General features: G+C 62.9%; 25 protein-coding genes. All 25 read right to left on the reverse strand.

Annotated elements, in window-relative coordinates:
• Positions 1 to 78: 78 nt before the first annotated feature.
• Complete coding sequence (gene rpsM, locus LXM94_RS03915; RefSeq protein ID WP_235769829.1) at positions 79 to 447, reverse strand: 30S ribosomal protein S13; 369 nt, start codon at positions 445 to 447, stop codon at positions 79 to 81.
• Positions 448 to 681: 234 nt separating this feature from the next.
• A complete protein-coding gene (locus tag LXM94_RS03920; RefSeq protein WP_235769830.1) occupies positions 682 to 1,260 on the reverse strand; it encodes an adenylate kinase in 579 nt (192 codons plus the stop codon).
• Positions 1,257 to 2,597 carry a preprotein translocase subunit SecY gene (gene secY / locus LXM94_RS03925; RefSeq protein WP_235769831.1) on the reverse strand — a complete coding sequence of 447 codons (1,341 nt, stop codon included), beginning with the start codon at positions 2,595 to 2,597 and terminating at the stop codon, positions 1,257 to 1,259. Before secY ends, LXM94_RS03920 begins: the two co-directional genes overlap by 4 nt.
• A 320-nt stretch (positions 2,598 to 2,917) precedes the next feature.
• Positions 2,918 to 3,391 (reverse strand): 50S ribosomal protein L15, encoded by a 474-nt coding sequence (gene rplO / locus LXM94_RS03930; protein ID WP_235769832.1) that lies wholly within the window; start codon positions 3,389 to 3,391, stop codon positions 2,918 to 2,920.
• Between the two features lie 13 nt (positions 3,392 to 3,404).
• Positions 3,405 to 3,608 (reverse strand): 50S ribosomal protein L30, encoded by a 204-nt coding sequence (gene rpmD / locus LXM94_RS03935; protein WP_235769833.1) that lies wholly within the window; start codon positions 3,606 to 3,608, stop codon positions 3,405 to 3,407.
• A gap of 13 nt (positions 3,609 to 3,621) precedes the next feature.
• On the reverse strand, positions 3,622 to 4,188 hold the full coding sequence (gene rpsE, locus LXM94_RS03940) for a 30S ribosomal protein S5 (protein ID WP_235769834.1): 567 nt from the start codon (positions 4,186 to 4,188) through the stop codon (positions 3,622 to 3,624).
• A 123-nt stretch (positions 4,189 to 4,311) separates the two neighbouring features.
• Positions 4,312 to 4,674 carry a 50S ribosomal protein L18 gene (rplR, locus tag LXM94_RS03945; protein WP_235769835.1) on the reverse strand — a complete coding sequence of 121 codons (363 nt, stop codon included), beginning with the start codon at positions 4,672 to 4,674 and terminating at the stop codon, positions 4,312 to 4,314.
• A gap of 12 nt (positions 4,675 to 4,686) precedes the next feature.
• On the reverse strand, positions 4,687 to 5,220 hold the full coding sequence (rplF, locus tag LXM94_RS03950) for a 50S ribosomal protein L6 (RefSeq protein WP_235769836.1): 534 nt from the start codon (positions 5,218 to 5,220) through the stop codon (positions 4,687 to 4,689).
• Positions 5,221 to 5,262: 42 nt separating this feature from the next.
• Positions 5,263 to 5,661 carry a 30S ribosomal protein S8 gene (rpsH, locus tag LXM94_RS03955; protein WP_235769837.1) on the reverse strand — a complete coding sequence of 133 codons (399 nt, stop codon included), beginning with the start codon at positions 5,659 to 5,661 and terminating at the stop codon, positions 5,263 to 5,265.
• Positions 5,662 to 5,674: 13 nt separating this feature from the next.
• Positions 5,675 to 5,980, reverse strand: coding sequence for a 30S ribosomal protein S14 (rpsN, locus tag LXM94_RS03960; protein ID WP_235769838.1), 306 nt, complete (start codon positions 5,978 to 5,980; stop codon positions 5,675 to 5,677).
• Positions 5,981 to 6,014: 34 nt separating this feature from the next.
• Positions 6,015 to 6,572 (reverse strand): 50S ribosomal protein L5, encoded by a 558-nt coding sequence (gene rplE / locus LXM94_RS03965; RefSeq protein WP_235769839.1) that lies wholly within the window; start codon positions 6,570 to 6,572, stop codon positions 6,015 to 6,017.
• Entirely contained in the window at positions 6,565 to 6,876 is a 312-nt protein-coding gene (rplX, locus tag LXM94_RS03970; protein WP_235769840.1) for a 50S ribosomal protein L24, read from the reverse strand. The genes rplE and rplX overlap by 8 nt, the downstream gene beginning before the upstream one ends.
• Before the next feature lie 13 nt (positions 6,877 to 6,889).
• The gene (rplN, locus tag LXM94_RS03975; RefSeq protein ID WP_136597316.1) at positions 6,890 to 7,258 is read right to left on the reverse strand and encodes a 50S ribosomal protein L14; all 369 of its coding nucleotides are present in this window, start codon (positions 7,256 to 7,258) and stop codon (positions 6,890 to 6,892) included.
• Between the two features lie 239 nt (positions 7,259 to 7,497).
• Complete coding sequence (gene rpsQ / locus LXM94_RS03980) at positions 7,498 to 7,734, reverse strand: 30S ribosomal protein S17 (protein ID WP_235769841.1); 237 nt, start codon at positions 7,732 to 7,734, stop codon at positions 7,498 to 7,500.
• A gap of 12 nt (positions 7,735 to 7,746) precedes the next feature.
• A complete protein-coding gene (gene rpmC / locus LXM94_RS03985) occupies positions 7,747 to 7,947 on the reverse strand; it encodes a 50S ribosomal protein L29 (protein WP_235769842.1) in 201 nt (66 codons plus the stop codon).
• A 13-nt stretch (positions 7,948 to 7,960) separates the two neighbouring features.
• Complete coding sequence (gene rplP, locus LXM94_RS03990; RefSeq protein ID WP_022718386.1) at positions 7,961 to 8,374, reverse strand: 50S ribosomal protein L16; 414 nt, start codon at positions 8,372 to 8,374, stop codon at positions 7,961 to 7,963.
• 37 nt (positions 8,375 to 8,411) lie between these two features.
• The gene (gene rpsC, locus LXM94_RS03995) at positions 8,412 to 9,143 is read right to left on the reverse strand and encodes a 30S ribosomal protein S3 (protein ID WP_235769843.1); all 732 of its coding nucleotides are present in this window, start codon (positions 9,141 to 9,143) and stop codon (positions 8,412 to 8,414) included.
• Positions 9,143 to 9,532 (reverse strand): 50S ribosomal protein L22, encoded by a 390-nt coding sequence (rplV, locus tag LXM94_RS04000; RefSeq protein ID WP_235769844.1) that lies wholly within the window; start codon positions 9,530 to 9,532, stop codon positions 9,143 to 9,145. The genes rpsC and rplV overlap by 1 nt, the downstream gene beginning before the upstream one ends.
• Before the next feature lie 2 nt (positions 9,533 to 9,534).
• Positions 9,535 to 9,813 carry a 30S ribosomal protein S19 gene (gene rpsS / locus LXM94_RS04005; RefSeq protein ID WP_235769845.1) on the reverse strand — a complete coding sequence of 93 codons (279 nt, stop codon included), beginning with the start codon at positions 9,811 to 9,813 and terminating at the stop codon, positions 9,535 to 9,537.
• Between the two features lie 15 nt (positions 9,814 to 9,828).
• Positions 9,829 to 10,665, reverse strand: a complete 837-nt coding sequence (rplB, locus tag LXM94_RS04010) for a 50S ribosomal protein L2 (protein WP_235769846.1) — start codon at positions 10,663 to 10,665, stop codon at positions 9,829 to 9,831.
• A gap of 39 nt (positions 10,666 to 10,704) precedes the next feature.
• Positions 10,705 to 10,998 (reverse strand): 50S ribosomal protein L23, encoded by a 294-nt coding sequence (locus LXM94_RS04015; protein ID WP_235769847.1) that lies wholly within the window; start codon positions 10,996 to 10,998, stop codon positions 10,705 to 10,707.
• The gene (gene rplD, locus LXM94_RS04020) at positions 10,995 to 11,615 is read right to left on the reverse strand and encodes a 50S ribosomal protein L4 (RefSeq protein ID WP_235769848.1); all 621 of its coding nucleotides are present in this window, start codon (positions 11,613 to 11,615) and stop codon (positions 10,995 to 10,997) included. Before rplD ends, LXM94_RS04015 begins: the two co-directional genes overlap by 4 nt.
• A gap of 12 nt (positions 11,616 to 11,627) precedes the next feature.
• Positions 11,628 to 12,311: a 50S ribosomal protein L3 gene (gene rplC / locus LXM94_RS04025; RefSeq protein WP_235769849.1), complete on the reverse strand. Its 684-nt coding sequence runs from the start codon at positions 12,309 to 12,311 to the stop codon at positions 11,628 to 11,630.
• 173 nt (positions 12,312 to 12,484) lie between these two features.
• The gene (rpsJ, locus tag LXM94_RS04030) at positions 12,485 to 12,793 is read right to left on the reverse strand and encodes a 30S ribosomal protein S10 (RefSeq protein WP_235769850.1); all 309 of its coding nucleotides are present in this window, start codon (positions 12,791 to 12,793) and stop codon (positions 12,485 to 12,487) included.
• A gap of 154 nt (positions 12,794 to 12,947) precedes the next feature.
• Positions 12,948 to 13,021 (reverse strand): EF-Tu C-terminal domain-related protein (locus LXM94_RS04035; protein WP_141471830.1); only part of this gene is annotated, 74 nt, incomplete at its 5' end.

Here is a 13,021-nt window from a genome sequence, read left to right on the forward strand (position 1 = left end):
ATCAGCCGGCGGACCCTGCTCGAAACTCAAAAGAGGCCGGCGCGGCGCGCCAGCCTCCTCTTCCCCGTTTCCGGGAAATTACTTCTTCTTGCCTGCGATGGCCTTGGCCGGACCCTTGCGGGTACGGGCATTGGTGTGCGTGCGCTGGCCGCGGACCGGCAGGCCGCGACGATGACGCAGGCCGCGGTAGCAGCCGAGGTCCATCAGGCGCTTGATGTTCATCGAGGTCTCGCGACGCAGGTCGCCCTCGACCTGATAGTCGCGGTCGATCGTTTCGCGGATCTGCAGGACTTCGGCATCGGTGAGCTGATGCACGCGACGATCGGCCGGAATGCCGACCTTCTCGATGATTTCCCGAGCGAATTTCGGACCGATCCCGTGGATGTAGCTCAGCGCGATGACAACGCGCTTTGCAGTCGGGATGTTGACGCCAGCGATACGAGCCACGTCTGTTCTCCTTGCTTCCAGTTGCCGTCCGGCAAGAGGTTTTCTTCATTCGATACGGCCACGAAAGCCGCGTGATCAATTGAGGTTCGGAACACGTCGAAAACGACCGCACCCGGACTTCGTTGTTTTGAAATCCGCGCCGATCGCAGTGTGTGTCGCGAGTTGGCGCTGTCTTAAGGGGAATCGACCGAAAAAGTCAACTCCCCGCCGAGCCCTTTTTGGGAGAAGCCCGCGTCAGGCGAGAATCCCGCCGATTTCGGCCGTGACCGTATCGACGCTCGCCATCCCGTCCACGGTGCGGAGCTTGCCCGTCGACGCGTAGTAGTGCGACAGCGGCGCGGTCTTCTCGCGGTACTCCGTCAGACGGCGCTTGAAGGCCTCGGGATTGTCGTCGGAGCGGACGGTGCCGCCGGCGGCGACCGTCTCGGCGACGCGGTTCTCCATGCGCTTGACGAGCGCGTCCTCGTCGACCTTCAGCTCGATCACGGCGTCGAGCGAAATGCCCTTGCCGGCGAGAATCCGGTCCAGCGCCTCGGCCTGCGGCACCGTGCGCGGATAGCCGTCCAGGATGAACCCCCTGGCGCAGTCCGGCGAATCGATGCGGTCCGAGACGATCTCGTTGACGATGGCGTCGGAGACCAGCTGTCCGGCGTCCATGACGGCCTTGGCACGCTTGCCGACATCGGTTCCCGCCGCGACCGCCGCCCGCAGCATGTCACCCGTCGAGAGCTGCGGAATCCCGTATTTCTCCGTGAGCAGCTTGGCCTGTGTCCCCTTGCCAGCGCCCGGCGGCCCCAAAAATATAAGTCTCATCGTCCCCTCTTTCCTCCGCGCAGCTTCGACTTCTTGATCAGCCCCTCATATTGCTGAGCGATGAGGTGACCCTGAACCTGTGCTACAGTATCGAGGGTGACGCTGACAACAATCAAAAGCGACGTACCACCAAGGTAGAATGGCACGCCGGTCTGCGCGATGAGGATCTCCGGCAGGATGCAGACGAAGATAAGATAGACCGCGCCGATCACCGTGATGCGGGTCAGCACGAAATCGATATATTCGGCGGTCCGCTCGCCCGGACGAATGCCGGGAATGAAGCCGCCGTGTTTCTTCAGGTTGTCGGCCGTGTCCTTCGGATTGAAGACGATGGCCGTGTAGAAGAAGGCGAAGAAGGCGATCATGGCGGCATAGAGCGCCATGTAGAGCGGCTGGCCGTGGCCGAGCGCCGAGATGATCATCGTCGCCCAGCCGGGAAGCTCGGTCGTGTTGCTGAAGCCCGCGAGCGTGGCCGGCAGCAGGAGCAGCGACGAGGCGAAGATCGCCGGGATGACGCCCGCCGTGTTCAGCTTCAGCGGCAGGTGCGAGGTATCGCCCTGGAACATGCGGTTGCCGACCTGGCGCTTCGGATACTGGATCAGCAGCCGGCGCTGCGCCCGCTCGACGAAGACGATCAGCGCGATCACGCCGATTGCGGTGAGCACGACGGCGAAGATGATGCCAACCGAGAGCGCGCCGGTGCGGCCGAGTTCGAGCGTGCCCGCCAGCGCCGACGGCAGGGCCGCGACGATGCCGGCGAAGATGATGAGCGAGATGCCGTTGCCGATGCCGCGCGAGGTGATCTGCTCGCCGAGCCACATCAGGAACATGGTGCCGCCGAGCAGCGAGATCACGGTGGAGATGCGGAAGAACCAGCCCGGATCGTTGACGAGGCCGGCGCCGCCCTCGAGGCCGACGGCGATGCCATAGGCCTGCAGCGCGCCGAGCAGCACCGTGCCGTAGCGGGTGTACTGGTTGATGATCTTGCGGCCCTGCTCGCCTTCCTTCTTGAGCTGCTCCAGCGACGGCACGACCGACGTCATGAGCTGCACGATGATCGAGGCGGAGATGTAGGGCATGATGCCGAGCGCGAAGATCGCCATGCGCTCGACGGCACCGCCGGAGAACATGTTGAAGAGGCCGAGAATGCCGCCGCTCTGGCCGCGGAAGGCCTGCGCGAATGCCTCGGGGTTGAGGCCCGGCAGCGGGATATAGGTCCCGAGCCGATAGACGAGCAGCGCGCCGAGGGTGAACCACAGGCGCTTCTTCAGGTCCTCCGCCTTAGCGAAGGTCGCGAAATTGAGGTTCGAGGCAAGTTGTTCCGCAGCCGAGGCCATGCATTTCTCCGCGTCGCCATGTCCGTCGGCGGGTGGCCCGGCCTCTCCGGAACGGCTGATCCGTTGGCACATCGTCCCGGACGGCCCGTGCGGCATCCGCAGTCGCTGTGCTTCAAAAACTCGTGCCGGGCCTTCTGGCGAGAAGGCCGGCGGATGGGAGCCTAAACCGGTTGAAACGCGGATTGTCAAGCAATCCCGGCCTCACCGTGGCTTTTCTTCCGGACGAAGGGCGGAGACGCATCCCCGATTCGCTGTGAGGCTCACATATGGGAGCAAAATCGCCCGGTGTGAAGCACACCGGGCGATCAAACTTCAGAGGCTTACTCGGCAGCCGCAGCGGCCAGCAGCTTGATGGAGCCGCCCGCCTTCTCGATCTTCTCGACGGCGGCCTTCGATGCGCCGGCGACTTCGATCGTGAGCTTCGCCTTCAGCTCGCCGTCGGCGAGGATGCGCACGCCGTCCTTGACGCGGCGGATGACGCCGGCTGCCTTCAACGCGGCGGCATCGACCGTCGCCTTCGGATCCAGCTTCTGCGCGTCGACGGCCTTCTGCAGGCGCTCGACCGACACGACGACGTAGTCGGACGCGAAGATGTTGTTGAAGCCGCGCTTCGGCAGGCGGCGGTAGATCGGCATCTGACCGCCTTCGAAGCCGTTGATCGCGACGCCCGAACGGGCCTTCTGGCCCTTGACGCCGCGGCCGCCGGTCTTGCCGGAGCCGGAGCCGATGCCACGACCGACGCGCTTGCGGGAATGGGTCGCGCCTTCGTTGTCCTTGATCTCATTCAGTTTCATGGTCGTAACCCCCTCACTTCTCGTCGACGACGCGGACGAGGTGCTGGACGGAACGGATCATGCCACGGACGGAAGGCGTATCCTCCAGCGTGCTGACCCGGTGCATCTTGTTGAGACCGAGGCCGATCAGCGTCTGGCGCTGCACGGCCGGACGGCGGATCGGAGAGCCGATCTGCTCGACGGTGACGGTCTTCTTTGCGGTTTCCTTCTTAGCCATTGCTCAGCCTCCCTTATTCTTCGGAAGCGACGCCGGCGGAAACGCGGCGGGCCTGGAGCGTGGCGTATTTCATGCCGCGCTGTGCCGCGATGTCCTTCGGGTGCATCTGGCTCTTCAGCGCGTCGAAGGTCGCACGGATCATGTTGTACGGGTTCGACGAACCGGTCGACTTGGCGACGACGTCATGCATGCCGAGCGTCTCGAAGACGGCGCGCATCGGGCCGCCGGCGATGATGCCGGTACCGGGCTTGGCCGAGCGAAGCAGGACCTTGCCGGCGCCGTGGCGGCCGTGCACGTCGTGGTGCAGCGTGCGGCCCGAACGCAGCGGGACGAAGATCAGGTCGCGCTTGGCGGCCTCGGTGGCCTTGCGGATCGCTTCGGGGACTTCACGGGCCTTGCCGTGGCCGAAGCCGACGCGGCCCTTCTGGTCGCCGACGACGACGAGGGCTGCAAAGCCGAAACGACGGCCGCCCTTTACCACCTTCGCGACGCGGTTGATCGCAACGAGCTTGTCAACGAATTCGCTGTCGCGCTCTTCACGGGGCTGGCGATCCTCGCGGCCCCTTCTTTCCTGTGCCATTGTCCTTTTCCTTGTTCTTTTCCGGGTGCAATCGGCAGATTGTCAAAAAGTCGCCTCCACCATTCCGGATGGAAGCGACGGTACCCTTGCCGACCGGTGGCGGGCGAAGACGCCCGCCCGCGATCAGAAGTTCAGACCACCTTCACGGGCCGCTTCGGCGAGAGCCTTGATGCGGCCGTGATAGATGAAGGCGCCGCGGTCGAAGACCACGTCCTTGACCCCTGCCTTGACGGCGCGCTCAGCAATGAGCTTGCCGACCGCCGCAGCGGCAGCCGTGTCGGCGCCCGTCTTCAGCGACGAGCGCAGATCGGTGTCGAGCGTGGAGGCGGACGCAAGCGTCGTGCCGGCCACGTCGTCGATGACCTGTACGTAGATGTTCTTCGACGAGCGATGAACCGACAGGCGCGGACGGCCGTTGGCGACCGCCTTGATTTGACGGCGCACGCGGCTGGCGCGACGCACAAGATTATCTTTCCTGCTAGCCATTTCGCGTGTTCCTTACTTCTTCTTGCCTTCTTTGCGGACAATCCGCTCTTCGGCATACTTGACGCCCTTGCCCTTGTAGGGCTCGGGGCCACGGTATTCGCGGATCTCCGCGGCGACCTGGCCGACCTGCTGCTTGTTGATGCCGGAGACGATGATTTCCGTCGGCTTCGGAACAGCGATCGAAACGCCTTCCGGCGTCTGGTAGACCACGTCGTGGCTGAAGCCGAGCGCCAGCTGCAGGTTCTTGCCCTGCATGGACGCGCGGTAACCGACGCCGTTGATCTCGAGCTTGCGCTCGTAGCCGTCCTTGACGCCCTTCAGGATGTTCTCGATCATCGTGCGGGACATGCCCCACTTGGACCGAGCGTCCTTCGACTGGCTGATCGGCTGGACGACAACGGCGTTGTCCTCCAGCTTGACGGAGACTTCGTCGTTCGCGACGAAGAACAGTTCGCCCTTCGGGCCCTTCACGGTGACCTTCTGACCGTCTACGGTCGCGGTCACACCGGCGGGAACCTGAACGGGCTTTTTACCGATACGAGACATGTTGTTATCCTGTCTGTTCGCTAGGGAGATCTCCGCGCCGTCTTAGAAGACGGAGCAGAGAACCTCGCCACCAACATTCTGTTCGCGCGCCTGGTGATCGGCCATCACGCCCTTCGGGGTCGAAAGGATGGTGATGCCGAGGCCGTTCGCGACCTGCGGAATGGACTTGACCGAGACATAGACCCGGCGGCCCGGCTTGGAAACGCGGTCGATCTTGCGGATCACGGACGCGCCTTCGTAGTACTTCAGCTCGATGCTCAGCTCGGCCTTGCCGTTGTCGAACTCGACCTCGGAATAGCCGCGGATGTACCCTTCCGACTGAAGGACATCGAGAACGCGGGCGCGCAGCTTGGAAGCCGGCGTGGAAACGCTCGACTTGCGGCGTGCGGCGCCGTTGCGGATGCGGGTGAGCATATCGCCCAAAGGATCAGTCATTGCCATCTTGCCCGTCTCCTTACCAGCTCGACTTGACGACGCCCGGCACCTTGCCGAGGTTGCCCAGCTCGCGCAGTGCAATACGCGACATCTTCAGCTTGCGATAAAAGGCGCGCGGACGGCCCGTTACTTCGCAGCGGTTGCGGATGCGGGTCTTGGAGCCGTTGCGCGGCAGCGCGGCAAGCTTCAAGGTGGCCTTGAACCGGTCTTCGATCGGAAGAGCCTGGTTCTGGACGATCGCCTTCAGGGCAGCACGCTTTGCTGCCTGGTTGGCGACCAGTTTGCGGCGGCGCTTGTTCTTTTCAACTGCGCTCGTTTTCGCCATAACAGTTATCCTTCTTTACGCTTGTCGTTACGGATCACTGACGGAACGGGAAGTTGAACTCTTTCAGAAGAGCCCGGGCTTCGTCGTCGGTCGCGGCCGTCGTGCAAACGATGATGTCCATGCCCCACATCTGATCAACCTTGTCGTAGTTGATCTCCGGGAACACAATGTGCTCCTTGATGCCCATGGCGAAGTTGCCACGGCCGTCGAAGGACTTCGGGTTCAGACCGCGGAAGTCGCGCACGCGGGGGAGCGCGATGTTCACGAGGCGATCCAGAAATTCGTACATGCGGGCGCCGCGAAGGGTGACCTTCGCGCCGATCGGCATGCCTTCGCGCAGCTTGAAGCCGGCGATGGAGTTGCGGGCCCGCGTGATGACCGGCTTCTGGCCGGCGATCGCTGCGAGGTCGGCGGCAGCAACGCTCGGCTTCTTCGAGTCGCCCGTCGATTCACCGACGCCCATGTTGATGACAATCTTCTCCAGGCGCGGGATCTGCATCTCGTTGCCGTAGGAAAACTGCTCAAGCAGCGCCTTGCGGATGCGCGTGTTGTATTCCGTCTTGAGCCGCGGCTCGTACTTGGTGTCAGCCATCGATCGACACTCCCGAACGCTTTGCCACGCGAACCTTCTTGTCGCCCTCGATCTTGAAGCCGACGCGGGTCGGCTTGCCGTCCTTGGGGTCGGCGATCGCGAGATTGGACAGATGGATGGAGGCTTCCTTGTTGATGATGCCGGCTTCCTGGGTCTGGGTCTGACGCTGGTGACGCTTCACCATGTTGACACCCTTGACGACCGCACGGTCTTCCTTCGGCATGACCTGGATGACTTCGCCGGTACGGCCCTTGTCCTTACCGGTCAGAACGACGACCTTGTCGCCTTTGCGAATCTTCTGCATTGCCATCGCTCCCTTAGAGTACTTCCGGAGCCAGCGAGATGATCTTCATGTGGTTCTTGCCGCGAAGTTCGCGCGGAACCGGTCCGAAGATACGGGTGCCGATGGGCTCTTTCTTGTTGTCGATCAGGACGGCCGCGTTGTTGTCGAAACGGATAACGCTACCGTCGGCGCGGCGGATGTCCTTGGCGGTGCGAACGACGACCGCCTTCATCACGTCGCCCTTCTTGACGCGGCCGCGCGGGATCGCTTCCTTGATCGAGACGACGATGATGTCGCCGATCGAAGCGTACTTGCGCTTGGAGCCGCCCAGCACCTTGATGCACATGACACGACGGGCGCCGGAATTATCCGCGACGTCGAGGTTAGTCTGCATCTGAATCATGTCAGGTCGCCTTCTTGTTGTTACCGGACCGGTTGGGCGCGGGGCGCCCCCTGTTCCAGCTTATGGAAATTCATGTTTTCGCGCGGGATCGGGTCTTGCCAAGGTGGTTTCCCGGAGCGGTTTCCCGCCGGACCTTCCCTGCGCTAAAAGCAAAAGAACGCCCGAGTCCGAGCGTCCTTGCGCTGCTTCATACAGATTTCCGCGCAAAGGGCAAGGCCCTCGCGCGAAATCGCATGAAATTAAGCCTGGGCGGCAACCACCGTCCAGCGCTTGTCCTTGGAGATCGGTGCGCATTCCTCGATGGAAACGACGTCGCCGATCTTGTACTGGTTGTTCTCGTCATGCGCCTTGTACTTCTTCGAGCGGCGCACGGTCTTCTGAAGAAGCGGGTGTGCAAAGCGGCGCTCGACGCGAACGACGACGGTCTTGTCGTTCTTGTCGCTGACAACGGTGCCCTGCAGAATGCGTTTCGGCATTTTTTTTGGTCCTTAGGCCTTGGCTTCTGCCGCCTTCTGGCGGGCAATGGTCTTGACGCGTGCGATGTCCTTGCGGACTTCGTTGACGCGCGAGGTCTTCTCGAGCTGGCCGGTAGCCTTCTGGAAGCGCAGGTTGAACTGCTCTTTCTTCAGCTTGGCAAGCTCCTCGTTGAGCTGGTCGGCGCTGAGCGCCCGGACGTCTGCGGCTTTCATCGCGGCTTGCTCCTTACTCTGCAATGCGCTGTACGAAGCGCGTCTTGACGGAGAGCTTGGCGGAGCCCAGACGAAGCGCCTCGCGGGCGATCTCCTCGGTCACGCCGTCGATCTCGAACATCATCCGGCCGGGCTTGACCTTGCAGGCCCAGTATTCGACCGAACCCTTGCCCTTACCCATGCGGACTTCCGTCGGCTTTGCGGTGACCGGAACATCCGGGAACACGCGGATCCAGACCCGGCCGGCACGCTTCATGTAACGCGTGATCGCGCGGCGGGCCGCCTCGATCTCGCGCGCGTTGACGCGGTTGGGTTCCTGGGCCTTCAGGCCGAATTCGCCGAAGGCGAGGTCGGAACCACCCTTGGCGACGCCCTTGATGCGGCCCTTGAATTGCTTACGGTACTTGGTACGCTTTGGCTGCAACATTTTCTTATTCTCCGAACTTATCTTTCGCCAACGCTAATCAAGCGTTTTCGCGACGACGATCGCGATCGCGGTCACGATCCCGGCCGCCCGACGGCTGATTGTCGCCTTCGGTCGCACGGCGCTCGGAGGCCATCGGATCGTGCTCAAGGATTTCGCCCTTGAAGATCCAGACCTTGATGCCGCAGATACCGAACGCGGTTTCGGCTTCAGCCGTGCCGTAATCGATGTCGGCACGCAGGGTGTGCAGCGGAACGCGGCCTTCGCGGTACCATTCGGTACGGGCGATTTCCGCGCCGCCGAGACGGCCGGCGCAGGTGATCTTGATGCCTTCGGCACCGAGACGCATCGCCGACTGAACGGCGCGCTTCATCGCACGGCGGAAGGCCACGCGGCGCTCGAGCTGCTGGGCGATCGACTGGGCGACCAGCGTCGCGTCCGTTTCCGGCTTGCGCACCTCGACGATGTTGAGGTGCGTTTCGGAGGACGTCATCTCGGAAAGCTTCTTGCGCAGCTTCTCGATGTCGGCGCCCTTCTTGCCGATGATGAGACCCGGGCGGGCCGAGTGGATCGTGACGCGGCACTTCTTGTGCGGACGCTCGATGACCACCTTGGAGATGCCGGCCTGCTTCAGTTCTTCCATCAGGTAGGCGCGGATCTTCAGGTCCTCGTGGAGGAGCTGGCCGTATTCGGCGTTGTCGGCGAACCAGCGGCTGTCCCAGGTACGGTTGATGCCGAGGCGGAAACCGATCGGATTAATCTTCTGGCCCATTATGCGGCCTCCCCTTTGGCTTCGACTTCGCGGACGACGATCGTCAGGTGCGAGAACGGCTTCTCGACCCGCGATGCACGGCCGCGGCCACGAGCGTGGAACCGCTTCATGACGATCGACTTGCCGACATGGGCTTCCGCCACGATGAGCGAGTCGACGTCGAGATCATGGTTGTTCTCGGCATTGGCGATTGCCGATTCGAGGGTCTTCTTGACCGTCTCGGCGATGCGCTTGCGCGAGAATTCGAGCTCGGCGAGAGCCCGGTCGACCTTCTTGCCGCGGATCATCGCGGCAACGAGGTTGAGCTTCTGGGGGCTGACGCGGATCGTGCGCGCAATGGCCTGCGCCTCGTTATCCTTCAGCCGGCGTTCGGCTTTTGCCTTGCCCATGGTTACTTCCTCTTTGCCTTCTTGTCCGCGCCGTGACCGTAATAGGTCCGGGTGGGAGAGAATTCACCGAACTTGTGGCCGACCATGTCTTCCGACACGGCAACCGGCACATGCTTGCTGCCGTTGTAGACACCGAAGGTGAGACCGACGAACTGAGGCAGGATCGTGGAGCGACGGCTCCAGATCTTGATCACCTCGCTGCGACCGCCTTCACGCACCTTCTCCGCCTTCTTGAGAAGATAGCCGTCGACAAACGGGCCTTTCCATACTGAACGAGCCATTCCTGACTACCTCTCTTACTTCTTCTTCTGGTGGCGCGAGCGCATGATGAACTTGTCGGTCGACTTGTTCGAACGGGTACGCTTGCCCTTCGTGGGCTTGCCCCACGGGCTCACCGGGTGACGACCACCCGAGGTGCGGCCTTCACCACCGCCGTGCGGATGGTCGACCGGGTTCATGACGACGCCGCGAACATGCGGGCGCTTGCCGCGCCAGCGGGTGCGACCGGCCTTGCCGTCGTTGGTATTGCCGTGATCCGGGTTCGATACAGCACCGACCGACGCAAGGCAAGAGCCGTGCACCAGGCGCTGTTCGCCGGAGTTCAGCCGGAGGATCGCCATGCCCTGGTCTCGACCGACGAGCTGGACGAAGGTGCCGGCGGAACGGGCGATCTGGCCGCCCTTGCCCGGCTTCATCTCGACGTTGTGAACGATCGAGCCGACCGGGATGTACTGCAGCGGCATCGCGTTGCCCGGCTTGACGTCGACGGCCTTGTCGGAGGCGATGACCTTGTCACCGACGGCGAGACGCTGCGGCGCCAGGATATAGGCCTGCTCGCCGTCCGAATAGGTGACGAGCGCGATGAACGCGGTGCGGTTCGGGTCGTATTCCAGACGCTCGACCGTGCCTTCGACGTCGAACTTGCGACGCTTGAAGTCGACCAGGCGATAGGTACGCTTGTGACCGCCGCCGCGGAAGCGGACGGTGATGCGGCCGAGGTTGTTGCGGCCGCCCTTGGAGGACAGGCCTTCCGTCAGCGCCTTGACCGGCTTGCCCTTGTGGAGGCCGGAGCGGTCGACGATGACGAGCTGACGCGTGCTCGGGGTCGTCGGATTGAAGCTTTTCAATGCCATTTTCTTGTTCCCTTTTGGGTCCTTAGCCGACTGGGCCTGTTAGAGCCCGGTGGAGACGTCGATGGACTGACCGTCAGCAAGCGTGACGATCGCCTTCTTGACATCTCCCTGCCGGCCGGAGAAGCCGCGGAAACGCTTGACCTTGCCCTTGCGCAGCAGCGTGTTCACAGCCTTGACCTTGACGCCGAACAGCGCTTCGACCGCAGCCTTGATTTCCGGCTTGGTCGCGCCCTTGGCGACGTTGAATACGACCTGGTTATGCTCGGAGACCAGCGTCGACTTTTCGGTGATCGCCGGCGAGACGATCACATCGTAGTGGCGAAGATCCGTCATTTGAACCGCTCCTCGAGGGCTTCTACAGCAGCCTTGGAGAGCACGAGCTTGCCGCGGCGCAGGATGTCGTAAACGTTGATGCCCTGAATCGGCAGAACGTCCACGTTCGGGATGTTCTGGGCGGCGAGCTTGAAGTTGCTGTCGAGCTCGGCGCCACCGATGAAGAGGGCGTTGGTGAGGCCGAGGCTGGCGAAGGTGCCGGCCAGAGCCTTGGTCTTTACTTCCGTGGCGACGAGGTCATCAACGATGATGACGTCCTCAGCCTTCAGCTTGGCCGACAGGGCGTGGCGCAGGCCGAGCGCACGGACCTTCTTCGGAAGATCGTGCTCGTGGCTGCGCACGACCGGGCCATGGGCCTTGCCGCCGCCGCGGAACTGCGGGGCGCGGGCCGAATGGTGACGTGCACGGCCGGTGCCCTTCTGCTTGTACATCTTGGCGCCGGTGCGCGAGACTTCCGCGCGGCCCTTGGCCTTGTGGGTGCCCTGCTGCTTCTTGGCAAGCTGCCAGCGGATGACGCGGGCAATGATGTCTTCGCGCGGCTCAAGGCCGAAAATCGCGTCGGAGAGGGAGACCTTGCCGGCGTCCTTCCCCTCGAGGGTCGTGACTTTGAGATCCATGATCGGGCTCCCTTACTTGGCTGCGGCGCGCACGGCGGCCGGACGCGGAGCGTCGGCCGGGGTGCCGGACTTTACGGCGTCGCGAACGACGATCCAGGAACCCTTGGAACCGGGGACGGCGCCCTTGACGAGGATGAGACCACGGTCTTCATCCGTCGAGACGACTTCGAGGTTCTGGGTGGTGACGCGGGTCTGGCCCATGTGGCCGGCCATGCGCTTGCCCTTCCAGACGCGGCCCGGGTCCTGGTTGGAACCGGTCGAGCCGTGGGAGCGGTGCGACACCGACACACCGTGCGTTGCACGAAGGCCGCCGAAGTTATGACGCTTCATGGCACCGGCGAAGCCCTTGCCGATGGTCGTGCCGGTGACGTCGACGAGCTGGCCTGCCACGAAATGGCTTGCGGAGATCTCCGCGCCGACATCGATCAGGTTGTCCGCAGAAACGCGGAACTCGACGAGCTTCGCCTTCGGCTCGACGCTCGCGGCGGCGAACTGGCCGCGCAGAGCCTTCGACGTGTTCTTCACCTTGGAGCTGCCGGCGCCGAGCTGGACCGCCGTGTAGCCGTTCTTGTCTTCCGTGCGATGAGCGACAACCTGGCAGTTGTCCAGTCGCAATACTGTTACGGGGATATGCTCTCCTGCGTCGTTGTAGACGCGGGTCATTCCCACCTTCTGTGCAATCACACCTGAACGCATCGGTTCATTCCTCTTGAGAGTCCTGTCGGGGCCGCAGGCCCCTCCATACCTCTGGTTTAAGGATTCCGCTCCGGCCGCACGGCTTGAGGGTTTCCCGTTTTAAGAAGCCGTTGGCGGCGGACCGCCACGTACCTTCCTTGTTATTTCGGCTTTCGCCGGACTCCGAAGCCTGATCAGAGCTTGATTTCGACGTCGACGCCGGCGGCGAGATCGAGCTTCATCAGGGCGTCGACCGTCTGAGGGGTCGGGTCGACAATGTCGAGAAGACGCTTGTGGGTGCGCATCTCGAACTGTTCGCGGCTCTTCTTGTCGACGTGAGGCGACCGGTTCACCGTGAATTTTTCAATCCGCGTCGGAAGCGGTACCGGGCCGCGCACGCCTGCACCGGTGCGCTTTGCCGTCGATACGATTTCGCGCGTGGAGGCATCGAGGATCCGGTGATCAAACGCCTTGAGGCGGATGCGGATGTTCTGGCCGTTCATACGACTTGTCCTTGTTGCGTGTGTCGCGTGCTCCATAGAGGCTCACGCATTGAACTTCAATTAACGATCGGCCGGGGCCCGCTTCTTTTCAAAGACCGGAGGGACAGGGGGCAAACCCTGTCCCTTCCCTTTTCGGCGGACCTTTCGGTCCCGATTACTCGACGATCGATGCGACGATGCCGGCGCCGACGGTGCGGCCGCCTTCGCGGATGGCGAAGCGCAGCTTCT

Origin of the sequence: Rhizobium alarense, assembly GCF_021555155.1 — a bacterium.
Classification (GTDB): domain Bacteria; phylum Pseudomonadota; class Alphaproteobacteria; order Rhizobiales; family Rhizobiaceae; genus Rhizobium_D; species Rhizobium_D alarense.

Excerpts from the sequence above, each read along its gene's own strand:
- rplX (WP_235769840.1), bottom strand. The coding sequence starts at position 6,876 with ATGCAGAAGATTCGCAAAGGCGACAAGGTCGTCGTTCTGACCGGTAAG.
- LXM94_RS03920 (WP_235769830.1), bottom strand. The coding sequence starts at position 1,260 with ATGAGACTTATATTTTTGGGGCCGCCGGGCGCTGGCAAGGGGACACAG.
- rplB (WP_235769846.1), bottom strand. The coding sequence starts at position 10,665 with ATGGCATTGAAAAGCTTCAATCCGACGACCCCGAGCACGCGTCAGCTC.
- rpsS (WP_235769845.1), bottom strand. The coding sequence starts at position 9,813 with ATGGCTCGTTCAGTATGGAAAGGCCCGTTTGTCGACGGCTATCTTCTC.
- rplN (WP_136597316.1), bottom strand. The coding sequence starts at position 7,258 with ATGATTCAGATGCAGACTAACCTCGACGTCGCGGATAATTCCGGCGCC.
- LXM94_RS04015 (WP_235769847.1), bottom strand. The coding sequence starts at position 10,998 with ATGACGGATCTTCGCCACTACGATGTGATCGTCTCGCCGGCGATCACC.
- rplC (WP_235769849.1), bottom strand. The coding sequence starts at position 12,311 with ATGCGTTCAGGTGTGATTGCACAGAAGGTGGGAATGACCCGCGTCTAC.
- secY (WP_235769831.1), bottom strand. The coding sequence starts at position 2,597 with ATGGCCTCGGCTGCGGAACAACTTGCCTCGAACCTCAATTTCGCGACC.
- rpsN (WP_235769838.1), bottom strand. The coding sequence starts at position 5,980 with ATGGCGAAAACGAGCGCAGTTGAAAAGAACAAGCGCCGCCGCAAACTG.
- rplE (WP_235769839.1), bottom strand. The coding sequence starts at position 6,572 with ATGGCTGACACCAAGTACGAGCCGCGGCTCAAGACGGAATACAACACG.
- rplV (WP_235769844.1), bottom strand. The coding sequence starts at position 9,532 with ATGGGCAAGGCAAAAGCCGAACGCCGGCTGAAGGATAACGAGGCGCAG.
- rpsC (WP_235769843.1), bottom strand. The coding sequence starts at position 9,143 with ATGGGCCAGAAGATTAATCCGATCGGTTTCCGCCTCGGCATCAACCGT.
- rpsQ (WP_235769841.1), bottom strand. The coding sequence starts at position 7,734 with ATGCCGAAACGCATTCTGCAGGGCACCGTTGTCAGCGACAAGAACGAC.
- rpsJ (WP_235769850.1), bottom strand. The coding sequence starts at position 12,793 with ATGAACGGCCAGAACATCCGCATCCGCCTCAAGGCGTTTGATCACCGG.
- rplD (WP_235769848.1), bottom strand. The coding sequence starts at position 11,615 with ATGGATCTCAAAGTCACGACCCTCGAGGGGAAGGACGCCGGCAAGGTC.
- rpsE (WP_235769834.1), bottom strand. The coding sequence starts at position 4,188 with ATGGCACAGGAAAGAAGGGGCCGCGAGGATCGCCAGCCCCGTGAAGAG.
- rpmC (WP_235769842.1), bottom strand. The coding sequence starts at position 7,947 with ATGAAAGCCGCAGACGTCCGGGCGCTCAGCGCCGACCAGCTCAACGAG.
- rplR (WP_235769835.1), bottom strand. The coding sequence starts at position 4,674 with ATGGCTAGCAGGAAAGATAATCTTGTGCGTCGCGCCAGCCGCGTGCGC.
- rplP (WP_022718386.1), bottom strand. The coding sequence starts at position 8,374 with ATGTTGCAGCCAAAGCGTACCAAGTACCGTAAGCAATTCAAGGGCCGC.
- rpsH (WP_235769837.1), bottom strand. The coding sequence starts at position 5,661 with ATGGCAATGACTGATCCTTTGGGCGATATGCTCACCCGCATCCGCAAC.
- rpmD (WP_235769833.1), bottom strand. The coding sequence starts at position 3,608 with ATGGCTAAGAAGGAAACCGCAAAGAAGACCGTCACCGTCGAGCAGATC.
- rplF (WP_235769836.1), bottom strand. The coding sequence starts at position 5,220 with ATGTCTCGTATCGGTAAAAAGCCCGTTCAGGTTCCCGCCGGTGTGACC.
- rplO (WP_235769832.1), bottom strand. The coding sequence starts at position 3,391 with ATGAAACTGAATGAGATCAAGGACAACGAAGGCGCGACCCATTCCCGC.